Here is a 25,111-nt window from a genome sequence, read left to right as displayed (position 1 = left end):
TCGGTTCGGGCGGGTGCCACGTCGCCCGCCCGACCATCCTCCACAACCGCTCGCCTGACGCGCCCGATCGTCGGACTGGCGCTCGATCACGCGGTGAACGCGACGAACGGGTACACCACGCTCAACGCGACGCCGGCGAGGAACCCGGCCACGGCAAGGACCACTCCCGTCGCGCTGGTACTCTGCTCGCCCAGCCTGATCGCCAGGTTCATCTCCGCGAACGGCAGTGCCCACCAGAGAACGTCGAGGACGATGCGAGCCTCGCCGGGCACATGCGGTACCAGGACGACGACGCCCAGGTGCAGGAGGATGACCCCGGCGAGTGCCCAGCCGAGCGGGGCGGCGGCCGCTGGCGGGCGGGCCTGCGGAATGTACTTGAACGGGCGGTACGTCATCGGGTCGCGGATGGGCCGCTGGATGGCTGCGATCAGCGAGGGGTAGGCGCTCACGCTCAGGACGCACATCACGGCGAGGGTTCCGACGAGGGCGACGAACGCCCATGACGGAAGGAGTGTCAGATCGACCGGCTGGACGACACAGACGGTCATCCAGAGGAGGAACCAGGCCGCGAAGGCCAGGAGGGTCGCGATGACCGCGTCCCCGCTCCGGAGGCGGCGGAAGCCGAACGTGGTGCGCCACCACCGACGAGTCAGCGCTGCGAGGATCGCGAGGACGATCCCGGCCAGCACCCCCATGCCGAACACGTCGACCACCGCCTCCTCCAAGGCGACCAGCTGCGCCAGCCCGAGGAACCCGATCGCCGTGCCTGCAGTCGCGACCAGCCCGACGAAGACGACGAACGCCACAAGCCCGGCAGTCGAACCCTGCCGCTGCATCGAGCCGGATCGCTCAGCCCGAGACCATCCGCCCCAGATCAGCAGTCCGACGCCGTACACACCGAGGGCGATGACCGCCAGGCCTGCGATCGCCCCGATTCCCTGCGGCGTGAGCCCGAGGATGGGCTCGAGGAATCGACGTACAGGCGGCACTGCGTTCCGGAGCCAGGCGACGGGTGCGTCCAGCTGTTCGGAGAAGACACCGGCGAGGCGCAGCGAGGCGATCACGAATGCCGCGACGACGACGAACCGGAGGGTCTCCAGCCACCGGCCGCGGCGCTGACGGAGCGCAGCGTCGACTTCGATAGACCGGGCGAGTGCGTCTGCCACCGGTCGAGCGCCCGGCGTTTCTGACGCCCCGAGGCCGATCTGGACGAGCCTTGCGACGAACTCCACTCGGTTCGCGAAGTATCCCGAGTGATCGAGCCCGACGTTTCCGCGGTTCCAGAGCCGCACCGATTCGGTGCCGGCGAACACGTGGCCCGTCGACGGCCCGCCGGACACCGGGTCGGCCGAAGCCCACAGATCGAGCCACCGGTGGGCGAGCACCTGCGGTTTCGCCGTCAGGACGACGTTTCTCCGCGATCCGGCGATCCCGTCCCGGAGTCGGCCGGCTCCGCCGAGCAGCACCGGCCAGAGGAACAGCATCACCGCCCACAGCCATGGGGGGAGCGACCCGCCCCGGGTCACCTCGATCGCCTGGACGACGGTGACAACGACCCCAGCGAGACCGACCACCCAGATCACCGACCAGAAGACGACCGCGAAGCACGTTGCAGCCCTCGAGCGCAACCAGGCGAGCTGGCTGATCCCCGCGCCATAGGTGACGAGAACCTCGACGGGGTCGAGCGTCGCGAGCGCCTGCGTCGCGACGCTCGCTCCCTGGGAGTGCGCGACGACGATGACGCGTTTCGCCCGGGCTCTGATCCAGTCGATCTCCTCAGCCACCCTGGTGGACATCGCCGTGCTGCTCACGGCACTGGCGGTGAACAGGTAGCTGTCGCCGAGGAAGCTGGTGAGGATCGCCTCGATCTGGCCGAGGATCGTCTGCACCCACGCGAACGGGATGAGCGTCCGGAGGAACACGGCGATCAGCAGCACCACCACGAGCACCACGCCGATCGGCACGGCCGCGAAGATCCAGATCATCTGGAGGGCGATCCGCCACCAGTACTGCGGTCGGTTCCACCAGGCCCGCCACGACTCGACGAGGCCCTCGGTCGCGCGGCTCAGGAGGAGATAGGGAGCGCGCATCGAGAGCCAACGCACGGTCGCCGATGCCGAGGGTGGGAGGAACGTCTCCGCCCAGTGCGACTCGGCCAACAGCCACTCGGCCGTCGTGTCGGACGACGGAGCGAAACGTATCGTGCCGTGGGCCGGGCCGTCGTCGGTCAGATGGACGTCGCTCATCGAAAGCGTCGGATCGTCAGTCGGCGGGGCCGGAGCGAACTCCGTGCCGATGTACCGGTGGAGCGCGTCGCCGGCCTCCGCGAGCGTCGAGCCCTTCCGTTGCTGACCGATACCGTGCACGAACAGGAACCCCACGTCGAACAGGGGCTGCTCGTGCGGCCCGTCCTCGACCACTTCGTCGTGCTCGTCCATGTTCCCTATCAGCTCGGCGGAACCACCCCATCCACCGTCATGGTGCTCTCCTGAGCCCGACGGGGACAGGCCCAGTTCAGGGGTGTGGTCGGCCTGGCCGAGCCGCTCCCGATGTCCGTTCCGACCGTCCTCCACAGCCGCCCGCCCAACAGGATCCGTCGTTGGACCAACCGCTCGACGGGTGGCACGACCCGAGGTCTTCTAGCGTTCGAGGATGACCTCAGAGCCGCAGCCGATCGAACCGAACGAGGCGCGCCGGCGGTGGTGGCGCCCCCGTCTCTCGGTGCCGGTGGATCGAACCCAGGTCCGCGCCGGTGCCGTCGTGGTGCTCGTCATCGCGGCGCTGGTGGTCGCGGTGCTCGTGTCTCTCCTCGGATCGGGGGATGCCGTCCGCACGATCGGTGCAGCAGACCTCAGCGGCGACGGAGCATCGACGAGTGCGATCGATGCGAGTACCTCTTCGGCGTCACCCGGCGCGGGCGACGAGGTGTTCGTGCATGTCCTCGGCGCGGTCGCTCTTCCGGGCCTCTATCGCCTCCCCGACGGTTCTCGCGCGTTCGACGCGATCGCCGCGGCCGGCGGTCTGCTGCCCGAGGCGGATCAGGCCGGTGTCAACCTCGCACGGTTCGTCAGCGACGGCGAGCAGCTTCGCGTCCCGATGACCGGCGAGACGCCGGTGGGCGCGGTACCTGGTCAGGCGCCGTCCGGCGCTGTCGGGGCCTCACCCGTCAATCTCAACACGGCTTCCGCGGCCGAGCTCGTGGGCCTGCCTCGGATCGGTGAAGCGCTCGCCGCTCGCATCGTCGCATGGCGTGAGGCCAACGGGCCGTTCGCCACGGTCGACGATCTGGGCGCCGTCGAGGGGATCGGCGCGAAGACCCTCGACGGACTCCGAGATCTGGCGACCGTGTGAGCAGGGGTGACGGTACGCCAACACGCGCGGGGGCGTCGACGCCGTTCCCGCGACTCCTGATCCCCGCGACCTGCGCATGGATCGCGGCGGCCGCCTGCTGTGCGAAGCCCGATTCCGCGTCGGTGGTCGGTGTCGTCGGGTTCGCCGTTGCTGTCGGCTGCCTCGGCGTGGTGGTGTCGGTGCGTTCGCGGGTGCGCCTCATCGCGTCGCTCCTGCTGCTCTCCGGCTGCGCGGCCGCCGTCGGTCTGTCGGGCGCGGCGGTCCAGGCGCGCGGGGCGGACCGCCAGCCGCCGGTGTTGCTCGAACTCGGCGCCGAGACCGTCGAGGTTGAGGTCCGGGTGACCGCTGACGGCGTGACGACCGGGGGAGCCCTCTCGGCTCGGTCGAAACGGTACTCTGCCGATCTCGTCGCAGTTCGCACGACGGACGGACGGCGCTGGGAAGGGCTGAAGGTGCCAGCCATGGTCTTCGGCCCGACCAGCGGAGACCGAGCGCCGCGGATCGGGGAACGCTGGCGGGTGGACGGCTCCCTGAAGTGGAACGAGCCTGGCGACGGACGCGCAGCGCTGGTGTTCGCGCGAGAGCCGTCGGTTCCGCTGGCCGACGCTCCTGAGCTCCTCGGCTGGTCAGCGGCGCTCCGTGCAGGCCTCGTCGACATCGTTGGAGCGCTTCCCGGGCCGGGAGGCGAACTGCTTCCCGGCCTCGCCATCGGCGACACCAGTCGCCTTGGAGAAGAGCTGCAGGAGGCGATGCGACGAAGCTCTCTGTCGCACCTGACCGCGGTGTCCGGCGCGAACTGCGCGATCATCGTGTGGCTCGTGACCGCCGCGGCAGCTCGGCTCGGCGCGGGACGCGTCCTCCGTGTGGCGCTGGCCCTCGTGGCCCTCGGTGCGTTCGTGGTGCTCGTCACGCCGCAGCCGAGCGTGCAGCGCGCGGCGTTGATGGCGGCGATCGTCCTGGTGCTCGGTGGATTCGGCCGGCCCGCGCGAGGGCTCGCCGCGCTTGCTCTCGCGGTCGTCATCCTGCTCGTCGCCGACCCCTGGCTGTCGGTGCAGTACGGCTTCGGACTGTCCGTCCTCGCGACGGCAGGGCTGCTCCTCCTCAGCGGTCCGATCACCGCCCTGCTCAGTCGGTGGCTGCCGCGCGCGCTCGCGGTCGTCATCGCGGTGCCGACCGCCGCCCAGATCGCGTGCCAGCCGATGCTCGTGCTCCTGGAACCGGAGATCCAGTTGGGCGGGGTGCCGGCCAACCTCCTCGCCGGACCGGCGGCGGCCCCCGCGACACTCCTCGGCCTGCTCGCCTGTGTGCTCGCACCGTTCGCCGCACCCGTGGCTCTCGGTGTGGCCTGGCTCGGTTGGATTCCGGCGACCTGGATCGGTGCGGTCGCCCAGTGGTTCGGAGGACTCTCCAGCGCCCGCGTGCCGTGGCCGGAGGGTGCGATCGGAGTCGCGCTGCTCGCAGCGCCGACCGCCGCGATCGTGCTACTCCTGCTCGTCCGAGAACGGCTCCCTCGACGCGTCGTCCAGACGCTCGGTGTCGGTCTGCTCGTGTGTGCGACCCTGTTCGTCGGACGCACCGTCGGGGCCGGTCTCGGCACGACGCTGCACCGTCCGTCCGAGTGGATCGTCTCGGCATGCGATGTCGGACAGGGCGACGCCGTCCTCGTCCGTGCCGGGGGACAGGTTGCGCTGGTCGATGTCGGTCCGGAGACGGCGCCGTTGCGCGAGTGTCTGACCGAGCTCGGGGTCGATCGCATCTCCCTCCTGGTGCTGACGCACTACGACCTCGACCACGTCGGAGGGCTCGCCGCCGTGGTCGGGCGGGTCGACGAGGTCCTGCTCGGACCGGTCGATGATCCAGAGGACGCCCGGGTCGCGAGGGTCCTGGAAGAGGGAGGTGCCAGGGTCCGCTTCGCGATGGCGGGCGATGCAGGTGCGCTCGGGGACGACGAGCACGCCGCCGCGTGGCGCGTGCTGTGGCCGGATCCGGGGGCCGGGGGGATTGAGCCGGGTAACGATGCGAGCGTGGTCGTGCGGTTCGAGACCCCGACGACCTCACTCATGTTCCTCGGCGACCTGGGGGAGCAGGCGCAGGACCGCCTGCTGGCGAGGCACGCGCTGGGTGGCGCGGTCGACATCGTGAAGGTGTCGCACCACGGATCGGCGGACCAGAGCGAGCGGCTTGCGCAGCGCCTGGGCGCCCGCGTGGCACTCGTATCGGTCGGCGCCGACAACGGCTACGGGCACCCGACAGCATCGGCGCTCGAGCTGTACGAGGCGAACAGGGCGACCACACTGCGCACGGACGAACTCGGGACGGTGGTCGTCGGCGTGACGGACGACGGCCGGTTCCAGCTGTGGTCGGAGCGGGTGCCGCCCGACGACTCGGGTCACGTCGGTGCGCGCCGGTAGACTCGGACGGTCGAGAGGAGCCGCTGTGGCTGCACCACGTTCCGCCGGTCGCGGCAAGGCCAAGTCGCCGGCCAAAGCGTCCGCGGCGATCCCGCAGCTCGGCTGGTCGGAGATCCGCCCGGCGCCGATCGTGCTCGTCTCCGGCACCGAGTCGTTCCTCGCAGAGCGCGCGATCAGGCGCCTCCGCGACTTCCTCGCCTCCGAGGACCCGTCGCTCGAGGTCAACGATGTGGCCGCGGACAGCTATGCGCCGGGGGAGCTCATCACGGTGGCGAGTCCGTCGCTGTTCGGGGAGCCACGCCTGGTGCGCGTGGCCCAGGTCGAGAAGTGCTCCGACCAGTTCCTCACGGAGGCGCTGCGCTACCTCGAATCGCCCGCCGAAGGCGCCTACGTGGTGCTCCGGCACAACGGGGGAGTCCGCGGCAAGAAGCTGCTCGATGCGATCCGCTCCGGAACCGGCGGTGGTGTGGAGATCATCTGCACCGAGCTGAAACGCGACAGCGACAAGGCCGATTTCGCAGCGGCGGAGTTCAAGGCCGCCGGACGGCGTATCACCCCGCAGGCGCTCCGCGCGCTCGTCGGCGCCTTCTCCGACGACCTCGCGGAACTCGCTGCGGCGTGCAGCCAGCTCATGGCCGACGCCTCGGAGGAGATCACCGAGCAGACGGTCGACAAGTACTACGGCGGGCGGGTGGAGACGAGTGCGTTCGACGTCGCCGATGCTGCGATCGCCGGACGTCACGGCGAAGCGCTGCTCGCCCTGCGGCAAGCGCTCGACTCCGGAGCCGATCCCGTGCCCATCGTCGCGGCGTTCGCGATGAAGATCAGGACCATGGCGAAAGTCGGCTCAGCCCGCGGGGCGTCCGGCCAGATCGCCTCACAGTTCGGGCTCGCCCCCTGGCAGGTGGATCGCGCCCGACGCGACCTTTCGGGGTGGACGGACGCCGGGATCGGCCGCGTCGTCCAGATGCTCGCCGAGACCGATGCCGGTGTGAAGGGCGCGACCCGCGACCCGGTGTTCGCGCTGGAGCGGCTCGTCGGCGTCGTCGCCGCGCGTGGGATCGATCAGGCAGACCGCTAGCCCGCCGCCGGGCCCGGGAGTCCTTGCCGGCTCAGCGCGGCACGGATGCGAAAGGCCCCGCACGTTCCGAGGAACGCCGGGGCCTTGCAGCTGGTGACGCTTAGAGGGCGTTGACCTGCTTGGCGATGGCCGACTTGCGGTTCGCTGCCTGGTTCTCGTGGATGACGCCCTTGCTCACGGCCTTGTCGAGCTTCTTGGAGGCAACCTTGAGGGTGGACTCGGCCTGAGCCTTGTCGCCGGCCGCGACGGCCTCGCGGGTCGCGCGGATGGCGGTCTTCAGCTCGCTCTTGACAGCCTTGTTGCGCTCGTTGGCCTTCTTGTTGGTGCCGATGCGCTTGATCTGCGACTTGATGTTTGCCACGTTGGGTCAACTTTCGATTCGAGGAAATAGTGTTCGGTGCCATCGGACGAAGAGGGCGTCTTCAAGCGAGTTCTCGTGTGGTCTCAACTCACACGCAAGCCAACAGGCAACATTACCAGGTGGCAGATGTTCTGGCAATCCAGTCGCCCGCAGCGCGTGGGCCCGTGGGCGTGGGAGACTAGAGGTTGCCAGTTTCCACCCCTGACCCCGAGGAACGCGTGAGCCCCCAAGCAGTGAAGGCCCTCGAGCCGGCATCGACCGACCCCGCGTTCATCCGCAACTTCTGCATCATCGCGCACATCGACCACGGTAAGTCGACGTTGGCCGACCGCATGCTGCAGATCACCGGGGTCGTCTCGGACCGCGACATGCGCGCCCAGTACCTCGACCGGATGGACATCGAGCGCGAACGCGGCATCACCATCAAGAGCCAGGCCGTCCGCATGCCGTGGTCGTTGAACGGTGAGACGTTCGCTCTGAACATGATCGACACGCCGGGCCACGTCGACTTCACGTACGAGGTCTCCCGCTCGCTCGCCGCGTGCGAGGGCGCGATCCTCCTCGTCGACGCCGCTCAGGGCATCGAGGCCCAGACGCTCGCGAACCTCTACCTGGCGCTCGAGAACGACCTCGAGATCATCCCGGTGCTGAACAAGATCGACCTGCCGGCGGCGGACCCCGACAAGTACGCGAAGGAGCTCGCCAGCCTGATCGGCGGCAAGCCCGAGGACGTCCTGCGGGTGTCCGGGAAGACGGGCATGGGCGTCGAGGACCTCCTCGACCGGGTCGTGAACCGTATCCCGAACCCCGTCGGCGACCCGAACGCGCCGACCCGCGCGATGATCTTCGACTCGGTGTACGACACGTACCGCGGTGTCGTCACGTACGTCCGGATGATCGACGGCCAGCTGAGCCCGCGTGAGCGCATCCAGATGATGTCGACGCGTGCCGTCCACGACCTCCTCGAGATCGGCGTGAGCTCTCCGGAGCCCACGCCGACGAAGGGTCTCGGCGTCGGTGAGGTCGGCTACCTCATCACCGGTGTGAAGGACGTCCGGCAGTCGAAGGTGGGTGACACCGTGACCACGGCCGTCAAGCCCGCGACGGACGCACTCCCGGGCTACACCGATCCGAAGCCGATGGTCTTCTCGGGTCTCTACCCGATCGACGGCAGCGACTACCCGATCCTCCGTGATGCCCTCGACAAGCTCAAGCTCTCCGACGCGTCGCTCAACTACGAGCCGGAGACCTCGGTCGCGCTCGGCTTCGGCTTCCGCGTCGGGTTCCTCGGCCTCCTGCACCTGGAGATCGTCACCGAGCGTCTGCAGCGGGAGTTCGACCTCGACCTCATCGCCACGGCACCGTCCGTCACATACGAGGTGAAGACCGAGGACAAGCAGATCGTCGTCGTGACGAACCCGAGCGAGTTCCCCTCGGGGAAGATCCTCGAGGTCTCGGAGCCGATGGTGAAGGTCGGCATCCTGGCGCCGAAGGACTACGTCGGCACGATCATGGAGCTGTGCCAGAGTCGACGTGGTGCGCTGCTCGGCATGGAGTACCTCGGTGAGGACCGCGTCGAGCTGCGCTACACGATGCCGCTCGGCGAGATCGTCTTCGACTTCTTCGACCACCTGAAGAGCCGCACGCAGGGCTACGCCTCGCTCGACTACGAGCCCTCGGGTCAGCAGGCCGCCGACCTCGTCAAGGTCGACATCCTGCTGCAGGGCGACCAGGTCGACGCGTTCAGTGCGATCGTCCACCGCGAGAAGGCGTACGCCTATGGCGTGCTGATGACCGAGCGTCTGAAGAAGCTCATCCCTCGCCAGCAGTTCGAGGTGCCGATCCAAGCGGCGATCGGCGCCCGGATCATCGCTCGCGAATCGGTTCGCGCGATGCGCAAGGATGTCCTCGCGAAGTGCTACGGCGGTGACATCACCCGCAAGCGCAAGCTGCTCGAGAAGCAGAAGGAGGGCAAGAAGCGCATGAAGATGGTCGGCAAGGTCGAGGTGCCTCAGGAGGCGTTCATCGCGGCGCTCTCCGGCGACGTCGAGAGCAAGGACAAGAAGTGACCGGGCGTCGGAGCTCCTTCGAGGACGAGGCGGTGGACTACGCCGCCGTCGGCGCAACCCAACGCACCGACCTCATGCAGTACCCGCCGGAGGGCTATGTGCCGTCCGAGGACGAGTTCCGACTCGGTAGTGGCGACGAACGTTTCGCCCTCGCGACGAGCGCCCTGCTCACCTGGGGCCTCCACCGCGCATGTGGCGTCGAGATCGTGGAGGTGCACCCCGGGACGGGCGTGCAGTACGGCGGCATCGCGTTCGCCGAGGACGGCACGGCGCTCGAACCCATCGAGACGCACGAGGAGCAGCGGTTCGCCGAGGACGGTACGCCCTTCATCACGCCTGGCACGACCGTCGTGTTCGCCGGTTCGGTCGCGGGTGAGGCCCTGGTCGGTCCGCACCGCGTGATCTCGGTCACCGAGGAGCCGGGGCTCGTGAGCCTGTCGCTCGGCACCATGGCGGGCGATCCCGAGAGCGGCGAGCAGTCGTTCACCATCGAGCAGCGCGACGACGATTCCGTGTGGATCGTCGTGCGATCGTTCTTCCGCCCGACGAAGGGCGCCGCGAAGCTCGTCGGCGCGAAGCGTCGGCGGAAGACGATGAACGACGCCTACCTGCGCGCGCTGCTGCCGTCGCGCGGGGTCTGAGCGAGGGACCGTGCCGAGCGCACTCCCACTCGCCGACCCGGCACCCGCCGACGGACTCCTCCCGGAGACCGCTGCGATCGGTGCGGACGAACGCGCCTTCGGCGTCTACCTCCACGTCCCGTTCTGCCGTGTGCGGTGCGGGTACTGCGACTTCAACACCTACACGGCGACCGAGCTCCGCGGCGCGAAGCAGTCGGACTACGCCTCAGAGGCCGTGCTCGAGCTCGATTTCGGCCGTGGCGTGCTCGAAGCGTCGACGGTGCCGATCCGTCCCGTCTCGACCGTGTTCTTCGGCGGCGGGACACCGACCTTGCTGCCAGCTAACGACCTCGTGCGGATGCTGCGCGGCGTCACCGACAACTTCGCGCTCGTGCCGGGAGCCGAGGTGACGACGGAGGCGAACCCCGACTCCGTCGACGCCGCGTACCTGCAGACGCTCGCCGACGCCGGCTTCACCCGGGTGTCGTTCGGGATGCAGTCCGCCGTCCCCAGCGTGCTGGCGACACTCGAGCGGACGCACGACCCGGCTCGGGTGCCGCTCGTCGTCGGATGGGCCAGGGACGCGGGACTCGAGGTCAGCCTCGACCTCATCTACGGGACGCCGGGCGAGACGCTCGCCGATTGGCGGGTGTCCCTCGAGACGGCGATCGGGTGCGCCCCCGACCACGTGTCCGCGTACTCGCTGATCGTCGAGCCGGGCACGAAGCTCGCGCGTCAGATCCGGTCCGGTGCGGTCGGAACTCCCGACGAAGACCTGCAGGCCGACATGTACGAGCTCGCCGACGACCTCCTCAGCGCGGCGGGATACGGCTGGTACGAGGTCAGTAACTGGGCGGTCGACGACGCACACCGCTCGCGGCACAACCTCTCCTACTGGACGGGCGAGGACTGGTGGGGCGTCGGCCCCGGCGCGCACAGCCACGTCGGCGGCGTCCGCTGGTGGAACGTGAAGCACCCGGCAGCCTACGCGCAGCGGATCGCTGCGGGGGAGTCGCCGGCCGCCGGACGCGAGACGCTCGACGACGAGACCCGCGAGCTCGAGCGGATCCTGCTGTTGACCCGCACCCGCGACGGCATCCCCGTCCGCACCCTCGCGCCGGAGGCCAGGACGGCGGTGGCCGGTCTCATCGCCGAAGAACTCGTCGACGCCAGGCAGGCGCTGCTCGGACGACTCGAACTCACGCGTCGCGGGCGGCTGCTGGCCGACGCGGTCGTGCGCCGTCTGGTCGGCGACTGACCGCTGGACCTCGCCAGGACACGAAGAAGCCCCGCCCGGACTGAACCGGAGCGGGGCTTCCCTGTGCTGCTGAGCTGTCGATCAGGCCTTGATGAACTGGATCGAGAGCGGGTACGTGTACAGCTCGCCCTTGTTCGCCTTGATGGCGGCGATGATGCTGAACACGAGCACCACGATGCCGACGGCGATGAGGATGAAGATACCGACGATGATGAACGTCAGGATCGAGCCGACCACCGAGGCGATCAGCATCGTGAGCTGGAAGTTCAGCGCCGTCAGCGTGTGCGCCTTGACGAAGGGACCACGGTCCTTGAGGACGAGGTAGCCGATCAGGGCGGGGAGGAACGAGAAGAAGATCCCGCCCACGTGGATGAGGGTGGCCCAGAGCTTCTCGTCGGACGGGCTCATCGGCTGTGCGGCGACGTACGGCTGCTGGTACTGCGGAGCACCGGGCGGCGGCGGGTAGGAACCGGCCGGCGGCGGCGGTGCGTAGCCACCTGCCGGCGGCGGGGGATAGGCGCCTGCCGGTGGCTCCTGCGGAGCGGCCGGAGGCGTCTGCGGAGCTGCGGGTGGGGGCGTCGCGCCATCTCCTGCGGGCGGAACCTGGCCGCCGGCGGTTGGGTCGACGGGTGGTTGAGCGTTCGGATCGGACATCTTCGCACCTTTCACGGATTGGGTATTCAGTTGGTCCAGCAGAGCGTAGCGCACCACGTGTCGCCGATGAGTGACCCACGCCTGTGGCCCAAGGTATTCCCGCCGTCCCGCGGCGCGCAAGGGATGGTGCGCGGGCGGCCACGTTATGATTGGCAGTCAGGGTGTTCGAGTGCTGACGGTCGGTGCGGGGAACCCGGCAGGAGAGGGGCTCACCATGGTGTCGGATCGTGGTCTCGAGGTCCTGCGGGTCATCGTCCAGGACTACGTCGCCTCACGCGAGCCGGTGGGCTCCAAGACGATCGTCGACCGCCACTCCTTCGGCGTCTCCGCCGCCACCATCCGCAACGACATGGCCCAGCTCGAGGACGAGGAGTTGATCGCCGCTCCGCACACGTCCTCGGGTCGCGTACCGACCGACAAGGGCTACCGGATGTTCGTCGACCACCTCGCCGACCGCCGTCCCCTCAACAACGCCCAGCGCACGGCCATCGAGACCTTCCTCGGTGCCTCCGGAGACCTCGACGAGGTCCTGCACCGCACCGTGCGGCTGCTGTCTCAGCTCACCAACCAGGTGGCCCTCGTGCAGTACCCGATGTTCTCCCGCGCACGGGTGCGTCATCTCGAACTCGTGAGCGTCACGCCGACCCGCGTGCTCGCCGTCATCATCCTCGACAACGGGCGGGTCGAGCAGCGGCTCGTCGAAACGGACGCGACGGTCGACGACGACCTCATCGCCCGGCTGCGCACGCACTGCAACGAGGCGATCGCCGGTCGTCCGCTCCTCGAAGCCCACGACGCCCTCGGTGATGTCCCGGAGCTCATCGCCGAGGCCGACCGCCCGGCAGCGCTCCGTGTGGTCGACGCCGTCCGCGAGCAGCTCTCCGCGCAGCGCCAGGACCGACTCGTGATGGCGGGCGCGGCCAACCTGGCTCGGACCGAGGACGACTTCCCCGGGAGCATCTATCCGGTGCTCGACGCGATCGAGCAGCAGGTCGTGCTCCTCAGGCTGTTCGGCGAGATGGAGGCGGAGCGCGACAGCGTCGTGGCCAGCATCGGTCGCGAGAACGCCTCGTTCGGGCTCGAGACCACGAGTGTCCTCGCGGGCAACTACCGTTCCTCTGGTGGCGAAATCGCGCGCCTCGGCGTGCTCGGTCCGACGAGAATGGACTACGCCAGCAACATGGCTGCGGTGCGTGCCGTCGCCAGATACCTGTCCCGCATCCTCGACGCCGAGTGACGTCCCCTCGTCGCGTCCCCGCCCGTTTTCCGTACCTCGAACGAAAGGCCCTCAGTGGCTGACTACCCCGACCACTACGCAGCACTCGGCGTCGCCAAGGAGGCGACGCCCGAAGAGATCAAGAAGGCTTACCGCCGTCTGGCGCGCGAGTTGCACCCCGACGTCAACCCGGGCTCAGACGCCTCGGAACGCTTCAAGGAGGTCACCCACGCGTACGACGTGCTGAGCGACCCGAAGCAGCGCCAGCAGTACGACCTCGGTCCCCAGGCCGGTGGGTTCGGCGGAGGCGACGCCGGGTTCGGTGGGTTCGGCGACATCTTCGACCAGTTCTTCGGCGGCGGCGGTCAGCAGCGCGGCCCGAAGTCACGTCGGGCCCGCGGCGAGGACGCACTGCTCCGAGTGGAACTCGAACTCGACGAGGTCATCTTCGGCACGCACCGCGACCTCGAGGTCGACACGGCCGTGCTCTGCGGCACATGCAACGGTTCGTGCTGTCAGCCGGGTACGTCGCCCGTCACCTGCGACATCTGCCGTGGATCCGGCAGCATCCAGCGCGCGGTCCGCTCGCTCCTCGGCAACGTCATGACCTCGGCCCCGTGTGGCACCTGCCGTGGCTACGGCACGATCATCGCGACTCCCTGCGTCACCTGCCAGGGCCAGGGACGCTTGCGCGCCCGCCGCACCGTGTCGGTCGACATCCCGGCAGGCGTCGACACCGGTCTGCGCCTCCAGATGCCCGGTAGCGGAGAGGTCGGCCCTGCCGGCGGCCCGAACGGCGACCTCTACCTTGAGATGAAGGTCAAGCACCACGACGTCTTCAGCCGGGACGGCGACGACCTCCTCTGCACCTTGGAGGTCCCGATGACCGACGCGATCCTCGGCCGCCAGGTCACGGTGCACGCGCTCGACGGCGACGTCGAGGTGGAGTTGAAGCCGGGTGTCCAGAGTTCCGAGGTCATCACCGTCAAGGATCGCGGGATCACGCGCCTGCGGGGCAACAGCCGTGGGGATCTGCGTATCGGCGTCCAGGTGATCACGCCCACGAAGCTCGACCACCGTGAGCGCGAGCTCATCAAGAGCTTCGCCTCAGGGCGTCGCCAGGGCGCCCCGGGCCTGGCGCAGTTCCAGCAGGGACTGTTCGCGAAGATCCGCGACCGCTTCCACGGCGTCGGTTGACATGAGTTCGCTGTACTTCCGTGAGGACCTCGAGTCGACCGGTGTCGGTGATTCGGTGGTCCTCCGCGGTCCCGAGGCCAAGCACGCCGTCTCGGTGAGTCGGTTGCGCGTCGGCGAGACCACGTCGATCGGCAACGGGCGCGGGTTGATCGCGACCGGGACCGTGGTGCGCAGTGAGCCGGGCGAGCTCGAGCTGCGTGTCGACTCGGTCGAGGTGCATCCGGAGACCCGGCCAGCCCTCGTGCTCGTCCAAGCCCTTGCGAAGGGCGACCGCGACGAACTCGCGATCCAGGCCGCGACGGAGCTCGGCGTCGACCGTATCGTGCCGTGGGGTGCCGAGCGCAGTGTCTCCCGCTGGCAGGGCGACAAGGCCGCCAAAGGGCGGGCCCGCTGGCAGCTCATCGTGCGCGAGGCTGCGAAGCAGTCGATCCGTGCTCGCGTCCCCGAGGTGTCCGACGTCGTCGACGCCCGCGGCCTCGTGGCACTCGTCGAGGGACGCACCGTGCTCGTGCTCGAACCGACCGCCGGCCTCACCCTGACGGAACTCGACCGGACGCGGCTCACCTCCACCGGCGAGCTCGTGCTCGTGGTCGGCCCGGAGGGTGGCATCTCGCCGGCAGAACGCGAACGACTCGAGGCCGCCGGCGCTGTGGAGGTCCGGATCGGAGCAGGTGTGCTGCGCACGTCGACCGCCGGTCCTGCTGCGGTCTCCGCGCTCAACGTGCTGCTCGGACGCTGGTGACCGCTGCTGTCCAGCCGCAGCGCCGAAGCCCGTCGAACCTTAGAATGGACCCCATGAGTGAAGCACCGTCGGTATTCAGCCGCATCGTGTCGGGGGAGATCCCTGCCACCCTCGTCGCCGAGACGGATCGGGTGATCGCCTTCCCTGACATCGCCCCACAGGCGCCGGTGCACCTCCTCATCGTGCCGAAGACGGCTGAGTATCGGAACGTCGTCGAGCTCGCCGCGGGCGATCCGTCTCTGCTCGCAGAGATGGTGTACGTCGCGTCGAAGCTCGCCGACGAGCACACCGACGGTGAGTTCCGACTCGTGTTCAACACGGGGGAGTCCGCCGGCCAGACCGTGTTCCATGTGCACGCGCACCTCCTGGGCGGTTCCCTGCAGGAGGGCACCCTTGGCGGCGCCTGAGCCCACGGCCCCCGAACCGACGGGTGGCCCCGTCGCCGAGGTGGAGCACGTCCTGCTGGTCGACGGCCTCGCCATGGTGCGATTGCTCGGCCCGCAGGACCGCCTGCTGACCACCATCGAACGGGAGCATCCCGGCGTCTCCGTGCACGTGCGCGGGAACGAGATCACCATCACCGGCCCGGCACCGCAGGCCGACGCAGCACGACGACTCGTTGAGGAGCTCATCACCATGGTCCGTGAAGGACACGATCCCGGACCGGCGGAGGTCAGCACCTCGGCCCGTATCCTCGGGCAGGACGGCTCGGCATCGCCCTCCGAACTGCTCGGCCAGGTCATCCTGACCTCGCGGGGCAAGACGATCAAGGCGAAGACGGTCGGCCAGCGCCAATACGTCGATGCGATCGACCAGCACACGATCGTGTTCGGCATCGGTCCCGCCGGCACCGGTAAGACCTACCTCGCGATGGCGAAGGCCGTTCAAGCGCTGCAGCGCAAGGAGGTCAACCGGATCATCCTGACGCGCCCGGCGGTCGAGGCTGGCGAGCGTCTCGGCTACCTGCCCGGCACCCTGACGGACAAGATCGACCCGTACCTGCGGCCGCTGTACGACGCGCTCAACGAGATGATGGACCCCGAGATCGTGCCGAAGCTGCTCGCGGCCGGCACGATCGAGGTGGCCCCGCTCGCCTACATGCGCGGTCGCACGCTGAACGACTCCTTCATCGTGCTCGACGAGGCGCAGAACACCACGCCGGAGCAGATGAAGATGTTCCTCACGCGTCTCGGCTTCGGTTCCAAGATCGTCGTCACCGGCGACGTCACCCAGATCGACCTCCCGACCGGCGCCTCCGGTCTCCGACTCGTGACACGGGTACTCAAGGACATCGACGACATCCACTTCTCGCAGCTCACGAGCGAGGACGTCGTGCGGCACTCGCTCGTCGGCCGCATCGTGGACGCGTACGGCGAGTACGACGCGGTGCGTCAGGCACAGCGGTTCGAGCGCGAACAGGCGGCCGAGTTCGCCAACCGGGCAGAGCGCCGCGGCGCCGCCAGAGACCACCTGCCGAAACGAGGACGCTCATGACCATCGAGATCAACAACGAATCCGGCGTCGCCGTCGACGAGTCGCGCATCCTCGCGCTCGCCTCGTTCGCGCTCGACGCGATGCACGTGAGCCCCGACGCCGAGCTCGCGATCGTGCTCGTCGACGAAGGGGCGATGGAGCAGCTCCACGTCCAGTGGATGGACGAGCCCGGCCCGACCGACGTCCTCAGCTTCCCGATGGACGAGCTGCGCCCGGGCACCGAGGAGAACCCGACCGCCCCCGGCCTCCTCGGCGACATCGTGCTGTGCCCCCAGGTCGCAGAGACCCAGGCGGTCGCCGCGAAGCACTCGACCATGGACGAGCTCCAGCTCCTCACCTGCCACGGCGTCCTCCACCTGCTGGGCTACGACCACGCGGAGCCTGACGAGGAGAAGGAGATGTTCGGCATCCAGCGCGACATCCTGCTCGCCTTCGCCATGCAGGCCAAACGCAGCGCCGACTGATGTCCTTCGTCGTCGTCTTCGTCATCGCGGCCGTCCTCCTGGTCGCGTTCGCCGGTCTCATGGCCGCAGCGGACGCCGCGATCGGTGTGCAGTCGCGGGCCGACATCCTCGATCTCGCGGAGGATTCCCGATCGGCCGCATCGCTGCGCGCCATCGCGGCAGACCCTGGCGCGCATGTCAACGCGATCAACTTCATCCGTATCCTCGCCGAGACCACGGCCGCCGTCCTCGTGACGCTCGCGCTCGCATTCACGATCGACGAGCTCTGGATCGTGCTCGTCCTCGCGACGCTCATCATGACCGGTACCTCGTTCGTCCTCGTCGGTGCGAGCCCGCGAGGTGTCGGCCGCACCCATGCGAGTGCTGTGCTCCGATTCAGTGCGCCCGCGATCCGCGCCGCGCGGGTCGTGCTCGGTCCCGTCGCGAACCTCCTCGTCTCGCTCGGCAACCGGGTCACGCCCGGCCTTCCGCGTTCGGTCTCGTTCACGTCCGAGGAGCAGCTGCTCAGCATGGTCGACGAGGCCACCGCCCACTCGGTCCTCGAGGAGGACGACCGGGAGCTGATCCACTCGATCTTCGAGTTCAACGAGACGCTCGTGCGCGAGGTGATGGTGCCGCGCACCGACCTCGTGGGACTCCAGCTGAGCCTCAGCATCCGGGAGGCACTCGAGGTCTTCCTCGAGACGGGAATCTCGCGAGCGCCCGTGAGCGACGGCGACATCGACGACCTGGTCGGCATCCTGTACCTGAAGGACCTGGTGAAGGCGATGTTCGGTGGCGAGGGCGTCACCGAAGGCGGGTCGATCGAGGCGCTGCTCCGCCCGGCGAGTTTCGTGCCGGAGTCGAAGAAGGCCGATTCCCTGCTGCAGCAGATGCAGAAGGACTCGAACCACATCGCGATGGTCGTCGACGAATACGGAGGCATCTCCGGTCTCGTGACCCTGGAAGACCTCATCGAGGAGCTCGTGGGCGACATCTCGGACGAGTACGACACCGACACCCCTGAGGTCACCGACCTGGGCGACGGCCGCTTCCGCGTCGACGCCCGTCTCGCGGTGGACGAGCTGGGGGAGCTGTTCGGCCTGGAACTCGACGACGATGACGTGGACACCGTCGGCGGCCTCATCGCCAAGGCGCTCGGTCGGCTGCCCGTCGTCGGCTCCACCGTGTCCACCGCGGGCCTCGAACTCACCGCGGAGCGCGTCGAAGGACGCCGCGGTCGCATCCTCACCGTCATCGCCCAACGCGACGACCAGCTGCAGGACGCCCAGCAGGCGTCCACCGACCACCGGGAGCACCCATGAGCGACACCACACCACCCGCCGATTACCGAGCCGGGTTCGTGTCCTTCGTCGGCCGCCCGAACGTCGGGAAGTCGACGCTGACCAACGCGCTGGTCGGCGAGAAGGTCGCGATCACGAGTTCGAAGCCGCAGACGACCCGTCGCGCCATCCGCGGGGTCGTCCACCGCGACAACGGGCAGCTCATCGTCGTGGACACCCCGGGTATCCACCGGCCCCGCACCCTCCTCGGTCAGCGGCTCAACGACCTCGTCCAGTCGACGCTGTCGGACGTGGACGTCATCGGTTTCTGCGTGCCGGCCAATGAGAAGCTCGGCCCGGGCGACCGCTTCATCAACGAGTCGCTCGACGGCTTCCCGCGCGCGAAGAAGATCGCGATCGTCACGAAGACCGACACCGTCAACCGCACGACGATCGCGCAGCAGCTGCTCGCGATCTCGGAGCTGCGCGACTGGGACGCCGTGATCCCGCTGTCGGCCGTCACCGATGACCAGCTCGACATCCTCGTCGCCGAGGTCACGAAGCTCATGCCGCTCTCCGAGCCGCTCTACCCCGCCGAGTCGACGACCGATGAGACCGTCATCGATCGGGTGGCAGAACTCATCCGGGAGGCCGCGCTCGAAGGCGTGCAGGACGAGCTGCCGCACTCGCTCGCCGTCACGATCGACGACATGATCCCGCGTGAGGGCACGGACCTCCTCGACATCTACGCGAACGTGTTCGTCGAGCGCGACAGCCAGAAGGCCATCATCATCGGGAAGGGCGGCTCGCGGCTGCGCGAGGTCGGCGCCCGTTCCCGAGCAGGGATCGAACCGCTCGTGGGCTCCCGGGTCTTCCTGTCCATCCGGGTCAAGGTGGCGAAGGACTGGCAGCGCGATCCCAAGCTCCTCGGCCGTCTCGGGTTCTGAGGCCCTCATCCGATCGGGTGGCGCCGGTCTCGTGCTGAAGCCGTCTGCCTGAGAGCCGCTTGCATGTCTGCTTGGTGCTCCCTGTGGAACCGTTCGCCTGACCATGCTTCCCGCGAGCTCGCGGACATACTTGTCCTCGGGGTCGCGAGAAGGAGTCCGTGTGTTCGACTGGGTACTGGGCATACGACTGGATCGTCCTGAGCTCCTCGTCTGGGGCATCGCTGTCGCTCTCATCCTGGCGGTCGCCTTGTTCACCGGTCGCCGCACCGTGCGGGCGCGTCTCACGATGCTGTTGGTCGCGAGTTGCGGAGCCCTGCTGGCCTACGCCATCGCCTGGTTGCTCGGGGATGTACTCGACGTCTTCGGCATCGAGCTGACGCCGACGACGCGCGCCTGGGCGGCCGTCGCCTTCTCAGGGACCGCCCTGGCCGGTGCGTCGATGGTCCGGACCAGGGCGCGGCGCGTCATTGCGGCGGCGATCGCGATCCCGGTCTTCCTGCTCATCGGGGCGGTCGGCGTGAATCAGGACTTCGGGGAGTTCGCAACCGTGCGGGCGGCACTCGGGATCAGCCCGTACACGTCGTTCGCGCCGCTCGCCGCGGCCCAGGGCGCCACGAGTTCCTGGGACCCACCAGCGGACTTCCCCACCAGCGGCAGGGTCGAGCAGGTCGACATCCCCGCGACGACCTCGGGATTCAGCCACCGTGACGCCCTGCTGTATCTGCCACCGGCGGCGTTGACAGCCCATCCGCCGAAGCTGCCCGTCATCGAGGCGTTCAGTGGCCAGCCGGGCGAGCCGGCCGACCTCTTCGCCTCAGCCGGGCTCGCGGGACTCCTCGACCACTTCGCGGCAGCGCACCACGGGCTCGCCCCGATCGTGGTGGTGCCGGATCAGCTCGGAGCGCCGGATCACAACCCCATGTGCGTCGACGGGCCGCTGGGAAACTCCGCGAGCTATCTGACGGTCGACGTGCCCGATTGGGTGGAGACGCATCTGCCGGTCTCGTCGTCGCGTACGGACTGGTTCGTGGCCGGGTTCTCGCAGGGCGGAACGTGTTCGATCCAGTTCGGATCTGCGCACCCGGAGCGCTACGGCGGCATCCTCGACATCTCTGGCGAGGTCGTGCCGTCCATCGGGGCGGCGACGGTCGCACAGGGTTTCAGCGGCTCCGCGGCGGCCTATGCCGCCGCTGCCCCCGCAGCGATCCTGCAGGCGCACGCCCCGTACGCCGACACGGTCGCCGTCTTCGGCTACGGCAGCGACGACAGCCGCTACGGGCCGGGTGTTCGACGAGTCGCGGCGTCCGCCGCAGATGCGGGGATGCAAACGACGACCTTCGTCTCAGACGGCACCGCGCACGACTGGCACACCGTGCACACGGTGTTCTCCCGGGCGCTTCCCGTGATCGCCGCCCGGTTCGGTCTCGCCTGATGCGGGCGGAGAGGACGACGCCGGTGGGTCGACTGGCCAGCAGCGCGCTGCGATCAGTCCCGCTGACCATCGGGCTCACCCTGGTGGTACTGCTCGTGAGCGCCGTCGTCTGGCGGACCCCGCCGATGGCGACGCCTGCGTGGCGGTCGGCGATCCGGGACGCCGCAGGATTCGGCTACGAGCAGGTCGTCGTCGATGGTCACTGGTGGGCGCTGCTGACGGGGGCGCTGGGAACCGACGGGGCACTCGGCCTCATCGCGTTCCTCCTGGTCGGCGTACCGGCACTCGTCCTTGCGGAGCGGAGGCTCGGTGCGCCGATGACCCTCCTCGCTGTGGCTGCGACGGCTGTCGCCGGCAACGCGCTGGCGATCGGGCTCCAGCTGCTCGGCACACTGGGCGGTGAATTCTGGAGCGGTGAGGTTGCACGCATCGTCGCGTTCGATCCTTTCTCCGGTGCACTCGGCGCCCTCGCCGCGTCGAGCGCCGTCCACGGTTCGCTCTGGCGCCGTCGGATCAGGGCGTTCGTCGTGGTCGGCGCGCTCATCGTGCTCCTGTACTCGGGCCTGCCGCAGGACCTCGCCCGTCTGTTCGCTGCGCTCGTCGGGGTATTCCTCGGGGCGCTGCTGGCCGGTCGCTCTCCGACGGTCCGACGCGTGCGCAGTTCTCACCACGAGACGCGCGTGCTCATGGCCTCCGTGGTGGCGATGATGGGGGTCGGCCCGCTCATCACCCTGCTGTCAGGTCGGCATCTCGGCCCGCTGGCGCCGCTCGTGCTCCTGCTCGAACAGAACATCCCGGATGCCGGGCGGGCGATCGGACAGTGCCGGACGGTCGGGGTATCGGCGCAATGTCTCCGAGATCTCACCCTCGTGCGTGTCGACGGGCTCGGAGCCGTGCTGCTGTCCGTGGTGCCGATGGTCGCGTTGCTCTTCGCCGCGTGGGGATTGCTCCGCGGCAGGCGGTTCGCGGTGTGGTTCGCCGCGGCGATCATGGTCTCGTTCGCGGCGTTGAGCGCTGTTTCATTGGGTGCCGGCGCGCGCATCCATGCTGCGGCGCACCCTTCACCGCTCGTCGGCACCGGGCACGGGGCACCGCAACGGACCGTGGAGATCGCGATCGCCCTGTGGTCGGCGATCCTCCTCCCGTTGGTCGTCGCCGGGCTGCTCCTCGTGTTGCGCCGCGGCTTTCCCGTGCGCGCGACCCGGCGGAGTGCCTGGGGATACCTCGCTCTCGTCGGGTCGTCGTGGGTCCTCCTCGCGTCGCTGTTCGTCGTCGTGGCTCTGGCGCACCCCGGCGGTTTCTCACCCAGACCGGATCTCGGCGAGATCCTCCGTGCAGCACCGGAGCGCTTCGTCCCTGCCGCGTACCTGCGGAACGTGCTCCCCGGCTTCGTCCCGATCGAGCCGATCGCCGGTGCGGTGTTCCACGCCGTCGGTCCCATCTGGTGGAGCATTCTCCTCCTCGGGGCCGTGTGGCCGCTCAGCCGGGTCGCGAACGCCATCGCTCCCGCCGATGAACGTCGGTTGCGGGCACTCCTGGCGGAGGGCAGCGACTCCATCGGGCACATGACGACCTGGCCCGGCAACTTGAGCTGGTTCGATCCGGAGCGGAGCGCTGGCATCGCGTACCGCGTCATCTCCGGCGTCGCCGTCACGACGGGTGGCTTCTTCGGACGCGACCGCCACGACCCCGCGGTGCTCGAACGGTTCGTCTCGCACTGCGAGGACTCCGGTTTGACCGTGGCCCTCTACAGCGTGGACTCGGAGACTGCGGCATCCATCGAGCACATCGGGTGGCGAATCGTCCAGGTCGCGGAGGAGACGGTCCTGCACCCGCAGGGCTGGAGCATGGTCGGCAAACGCTGGCAGGACATCAGGTCGTCGGTGAACCGCGCCGACCGCGCAGGCATCACCGCCGTGTGGTCCACGTACGGGGCACTCGGCATCGGGCTCGCGGCCCAGATCGCCGAGATCTCCGAGGAGTGGGTCGCCGAGCGACGGCTACCGGAGATGGGCTTCACCCTCGGTGGGCTGGACGAGCTGATCGACGAGGAGGTGGGTCTGCTGCTCGCGGTCGATGCCCAGGGCATGCTGCACGGGGTGACCAGCTGGCTGCCGGTCCGACGATCGGGTGAGCTGGTGGGCTGGACGCTCGACTTCATGCGTCGCCGCACGGACGGCATGAACGGGGTGATGGAGTTCCTCATCGCCGAGGCGGCTGCCCGGTTCAACGCCGAGGGCATCGAGGAGATGAGCCTGTCGGCGGCCCCGCTCGCGCGGTCGCGGGGGACGAGCGGCCAGGAGACCGGTGGGATCGATCGGGTCCTGTCGTATCTCGGCGACGCGCTCGAGCCGGTCTACGGGTTCCGCTCGCTCCTCGCGTTCAAGGGGAAGTTCCAACCCGAGGAGCGCCCGCTCGTCCTCGGGTACGCGGACCCGCTCCAGCTCCCCGCTATCGGCCTCGCGATCGGTCGCGCGTACCTGCCGGACGTGTCGGTCCGGGACCTCGCGACGCTCGTCACCTGATCGTCCGCGACCGGAGTGCTATGCTGGCGAGGTGTTCTCCGGTCTGCTCCTCCTTAGCTGCCGCGACGAGTCCTAGTTCCAGGCCTCCCTCGTCGCGGAGTTCGTCGTTGGCTCATCCCCAATCCCACGAGGAGTACCCAGGATCATGAAGAACACCCAAGCCCCCTCCGGAATGCCGGTCCATCGTTACCGCGCGTACCAGGAGCAGTTCAGCATCTCGCTGCCGGACCGCACCTGGCCTGACCGCCGGATCACCGAGGCGCCGCGGTGGTGCGCGGTCGACCTGCGGGACGGCAACCAGGCCCTCATCGACCCCATGAGTCCCGAGCGCAAGCGCATCATGTTCGACATGCTCGTGAAGATGGGCTACAAGGAGATCGAGGTCGGCTTCCCGAGCGCGAGCCAGACCGACTTCGACTTCGTGCGCAGCCTCATCGAGGAAGGCGCCATCCCGGAGGACGTCACCATCCAGGTGCTGACCCAGGCCCGTGACCACCTCATCGAGCGCACCTACGAATCGCTGCGCGGTGCGAAGCAGGCCATCGTGCACCTGTACAACTCGACGAGCGTGCTGCAGCGCGACGTCGTCTTCCGGAGCGACAAGCAGGGCATCATCGACCTGGCCCTCCACGGCGCACGCAAGTGCCGCGAGATGGAGGCGACCGTTCCGGGCACTGAGATCTACTACGAGTACTCGCCGGAGAGCTACACCGGCACCGAGCTCGAATTCGCCGTCGACATCTGTAACCAGGTCGTCGAGGTCCTCGAGGCGACGCCGGAGCGCAAGGTCATCATCAACCTGCCGTCGACCGTCGAGATGGCGACGCCGAACGTCTACGCCGACTCGATCGAGTGGATGGGGCGGAACCTCGCGAACCGCGAGAACATCATCATCTCACTGCACCCGCACAACGACCGTGGCACCGCTATCGCGGCCGCTGAGCTCGGTTACCTGGCGGGTGCAGACCGCATCGAGGGCTGCCTGTTCGGCAACGGTGAGCGCACCGGCAACGTCGACCTCGTCGCGCTGGGCATCAACATGTTCACGCAGGGCGTGGACCCGCAGATCGACTTCAGCGACATTGACGAGGTGAAGCGCACCGCAGAGCACTGCAACCAGTTGCCCGTGCACGAGCGCAGCCCGTGGGCCGGCGACCTGGTCTTCACGGCGTTCAGCGGTTCGCACCAGGACGCGATCAAGAAGGGCTTCGAGGCCATGGCCGCGGACGCCGCCGCACAGGGCAAGACCGTCGCCGACCTCGAATGGGCCGTGCCGTACCTGCCCGTCGACCCGCAGGACCTCGGCCGCAGCTACGAGGCGGTCATCCGGGTCAACTCGCAGTCGGGCAAGGGTGGCGTCGCCTATCTGCTGAAGAACGACCACGCGCTCGACCTGCCGCGTCGCCTGCAGATCGAGTTCTCCGGTGTCGTGCAGACGAAGACCGATGCCGAGGGCGGTGAGGTCACGAGCGGCCAGATCTGGTCCATCTTCCAGGACGAGTACCTCCCCGCGGCCGCGGCCGACGCGAAGTGGGGCCGGTTCGAACTGCAGTCCACGAAGACGTCGAGCGATCTGGCCGGCACCCTCGAGCTCGAGGTCGCATTGCGCGACGGCGCCGAGGTCGAACGTCGCACCTCGACCGGCAACGGACCCATCGCCGCGTTCCTCAACATGCTCGCCGAGCGCGGGATCGAGGTGACGCTCTACGACTACGTCGAGCACACCCTCAGCGCGGGTGGCGACGCCGAAGCCGCGGCCTACGTCGAACTCCAGGTGGGCGACCAGCGCCTCTGGGGCGTCGGCATCGACGGCGACATCGCGACGGCCTCGCTCAAGGCAGTGGTCTCCGCGGTCAACCGCGCAGTCCGCACCACGGCCGACGACCGCGAACTCGCCACGATCTGATTCCAGCACCCGACGGCGCCGGAGCATCCTCCCGAGGATGACCCGGCGCCGTCGGCATGAGCCGGAGCGTCCATCGCGAGGATGATCTTCGGTCACGGGCACCGTCCGAGCGGTGCCGACG

At 68.9% G+C, this 25,111-nt stretch carries 20 protein-coding genes; 17 read left to right on the top strand and 3 right to left on the bottom strand.

From position 1 onward, the window contains the following. Positions 1 to 86: 86 nt before the first annotated feature. Positions 87 to 2,438, bottom strand: coding sequence for a hypothetical protein (locus KXS11_RS06415; RefSeq protein ID WP_437384720.1), 2,352 nt, complete (start codon positions 2,436 to 2,438; stop codon positions 87 to 89). Positions 2,439 to 2,652: 214 nt separating this feature from the next. Here KXS11_RS06415 and KXS11_RS06410 point away from each other — a divergent pair, with 214 nt between their 5' ends. Genes KXS11_RS06410 through holA form a run of 3 tightly spaced genes read left to right on the top strand, consistent with a single transcriptional unit; the run spans position 2,653 to position 6,843 of the window. Further along, positions 2,653 to 3,351 (top strand): helix-hairpin-helix domain-containing protein, encoded by a 699-nt coding sequence (locus KXS11_RS06410; RefSeq protein WP_437384719.1) that lies wholly within the window; start codon positions 2,653 to 2,655, stop codon positions 3,349 to 3,351. After that, a complete protein-coding gene (locus tag KXS11_RS06405; protein ID WP_437384718.1) occupies positions 3,348 to 5,762 on the top strand; it encodes a ComEC/Rec2 family competence protein in 2,415 nt (804 codons plus the stop codon). The genes KXS11_RS06410 and KXS11_RS06405 overlap by 4 nt, the downstream gene beginning before the upstream one ends. A gap of 25 nt (positions 5,763 to 5,787) precedes the next feature. Further along, on the top strand, positions 5,788 to 6,843 hold the full coding sequence (gene holA, locus KXS11_RS06400) for a DNA polymerase III subunit delta (protein WP_437384717.1): 1,056 nt from the start codon (positions 5,788 to 5,790) through the stop codon (positions 6,841 to 6,843). Between the two features lie 100 nt (positions 6,844 to 6,943). On the opposite strand, the gene rpsT is transcribed toward holA, so the two are convergent. Beyond that, positions 6,944 to 7,204, bottom strand: coding sequence for a 30S ribosomal protein S20 (gene rpsT, locus KXS11_RS06395; protein ID WP_437384716.1), 261 nt, complete (start codon positions 7,202 to 7,204; stop codon positions 6,944 to 6,946). Between the two features lie 218 nt (positions 7,205 to 7,422). On the opposite strand from rpsT, the gene lepA reads away from it, so the two are divergent. From lepA to hemW, 3 genes are read left to right on the top strand one after another with little or no spacing between them, the layout of a single operon-like run. Then, positions 7,423 to 9,273, top strand: a complete 1,851-nt coding sequence (lepA, locus tag KXS11_RS06390; protein WP_437384715.1) for a translation elongation factor 4 — start codon at positions 7,423 to 7,425, stop codon at positions 9,271 to 9,273. Beyond that, positions 9,270 to 9,914, top strand: coding sequence for a DUF1990 family protein (locus KXS11_RS06385; RefSeq protein WP_437384714.1), 645 nt, complete (start codon positions 9,270 to 9,272; stop codon positions 9,912 to 9,914). Before lepA ends, KXS11_RS06385 begins: the two co-directional genes overlap by 4 nt. Before the next feature lie 10 nt (positions 9,915 to 9,924). Next, on the top strand, positions 9,925 to 11,151 hold the full coding sequence (gene hemW, locus KXS11_RS06380; protein WP_437384713.1) for a radical SAM family heme chaperone HemW: 1,227 nt from the start codon (positions 9,925 to 9,927) through the stop codon (positions 11,149 to 11,151). 81 nt (positions 11,152 to 11,232) lie between these two features. Here the strand turns inward: hemW and KXS11_RS06375 are convergent, their stop codons facing one another. Next, on the bottom strand, positions 11,233 to 11,805 hold the full coding sequence (locus KXS11_RS06375; RefSeq protein ID WP_437384712.1) for a DUF4870 domain-containing protein: 573 nt from the start codon (positions 11,803 to 11,805) through the stop codon (positions 11,233 to 11,235). A gap of 214 nt (positions 11,806 to 12,019) precedes the next feature. Here KXS11_RS06375 and hrcA point away from each other — a divergent pair, with 214 nt between their 5' ends. From hrcA to leuA, 11 genes are all read left to right on the top strand, one after another. Beyond that, the gene (gene hrcA, locus KXS11_RS06370) at positions 12,020 to 13,042 is read left to right on the top strand and encodes a heat-inducible transcriptional repressor HrcA (RefSeq protein WP_437384711.1); all 1,023 of its coding nucleotides are present in this window, start codon (positions 12,020 to 12,022) and stop codon (positions 13,040 to 13,042) included. A 54-nt stretch (positions 13,043 to 13,096) separates the two neighbouring features. Then, on the top strand, positions 13,097 to 14,218 hold the full coding sequence (gene dnaJ / locus KXS11_RS06365; RefSeq protein ID WP_437384710.1) for a molecular chaperone DnaJ: 1,122 nt from the start codon (positions 13,097 to 13,099) through the stop codon (positions 14,216 to 14,218). A 1-nt stretch (position 14,219) separates the two neighbouring features. Further along, positions 14,220 to 14,960, top strand: coding sequence for a 16S rRNA (uracil(1498)-N(3))-methyltransferase (locus tag KXS11_RS06360; protein ID WP_437384709.1), 741 nt, complete (start codon positions 14,220 to 14,222; stop codon positions 14,958 to 14,960). Positions 14,961 to 15,013: 53 nt separating this feature from the next. Continuing rightward, positions 15,014 to 15,367 carry a histidine triad nucleotide-binding protein gene (locus KXS11_RS06355; RefSeq protein WP_437384708.1) on the top strand — a complete coding sequence of 118 codons (354 nt, stop codon included), beginning with the start codon at positions 15,014 to 15,016 and terminating at the stop codon, positions 15,365 to 15,367. A 73-nt stretch (positions 15,368 to 15,440) separates the two neighbouring features. Next, a complete protein-coding gene (locus KXS11_RS06350; RefSeq protein WP_437384867.1) occupies positions 15,441 to 16,454 on the top strand; it encodes a PhoH family protein in 1,014 nt (337 codons plus the stop codon). Beyond that, positions 16,451 to 16,918 (top strand): rRNA maturation RNase YbeY, encoded by a 468-nt coding sequence (gene ybeY, locus KXS11_RS06345; protein ID WP_437384707.1) that lies wholly within the window; start codon positions 16,451 to 16,453, stop codon positions 16,916 to 16,918. Before KXS11_RS06350 ends, ybeY begins: the two co-directional genes overlap by 4 nt. Continuing rightward, positions 16,918 to 18,222 (top strand): hemolysin family protein, encoded by a 1,305-nt coding sequence (locus KXS11_RS06340; protein WP_437384706.1) that lies wholly within the window; start codon positions 16,918 to 16,920, stop codon positions 18,220 to 18,222. The genes ybeY and KXS11_RS06340 overlap by 1 nt, the downstream gene beginning before the upstream one ends. Beyond that, complete coding sequence (gene era / locus KXS11_RS06335; RefSeq protein WP_437384705.1) at positions 18,219 to 19,127, top strand: GTPase Era; 909 nt, start codon at positions 18,219 to 18,221, stop codon at positions 19,125 to 19,127. The genes KXS11_RS06340 and era overlap by 4 nt, the downstream gene beginning before the upstream one ends. Before the next feature lie 160 nt (positions 19,128 to 19,287). Next, positions 19,288 to 20,559 (top strand): alpha/beta hydrolase, encoded by a 1,272-nt coding sequence (locus KXS11_RS06330; protein ID WP_437384704.1) that lies wholly within the window; start codon positions 19,288 to 19,290, stop codon positions 20,557 to 20,559. 23 nt (positions 20,560 to 20,582) lie between these two features. Further along, on the top strand, positions 20,583 to 23,084 hold the full coding sequence (locus KXS11_RS06325) for a bifunctional lysylphosphatidylglycerol flippase/synthetase MprF (protein WP_437384703.1): 2,502 nt from the start codon (positions 20,583 to 20,585) through the stop codon (positions 23,082 to 23,084). 145 nt (positions 23,085 to 23,229) lie between these two features. Continuing rightward, complete coding sequence (leuA, locus tag KXS11_RS06320; protein WP_437384702.1) at positions 23,230 to 24,990, top strand: 2-isopropylmalate synthase; 1,761 nt, start codon at positions 23,230 to 23,232, stop codon at positions 24,988 to 24,990. The last annotated feature ends 121 nt before the right edge of the window (positions 24,991 to 25,111 follow it).

The organism is Plantibacter flavus, from assembly GCF_051487245.1.
In the GTDB taxonomy this organism is placed as follows: Bacteria; Actinomycetota; Actinomycetes; order Actinomycetales; family Microbacteriaceae; genus Plantibacter; species Plantibacter flavus_B.
The sequence above is the reverse complement of the archived record's forward strand: the minus strand, read 5'-3'. Positions and strand labels throughout refer to the sequence as shown.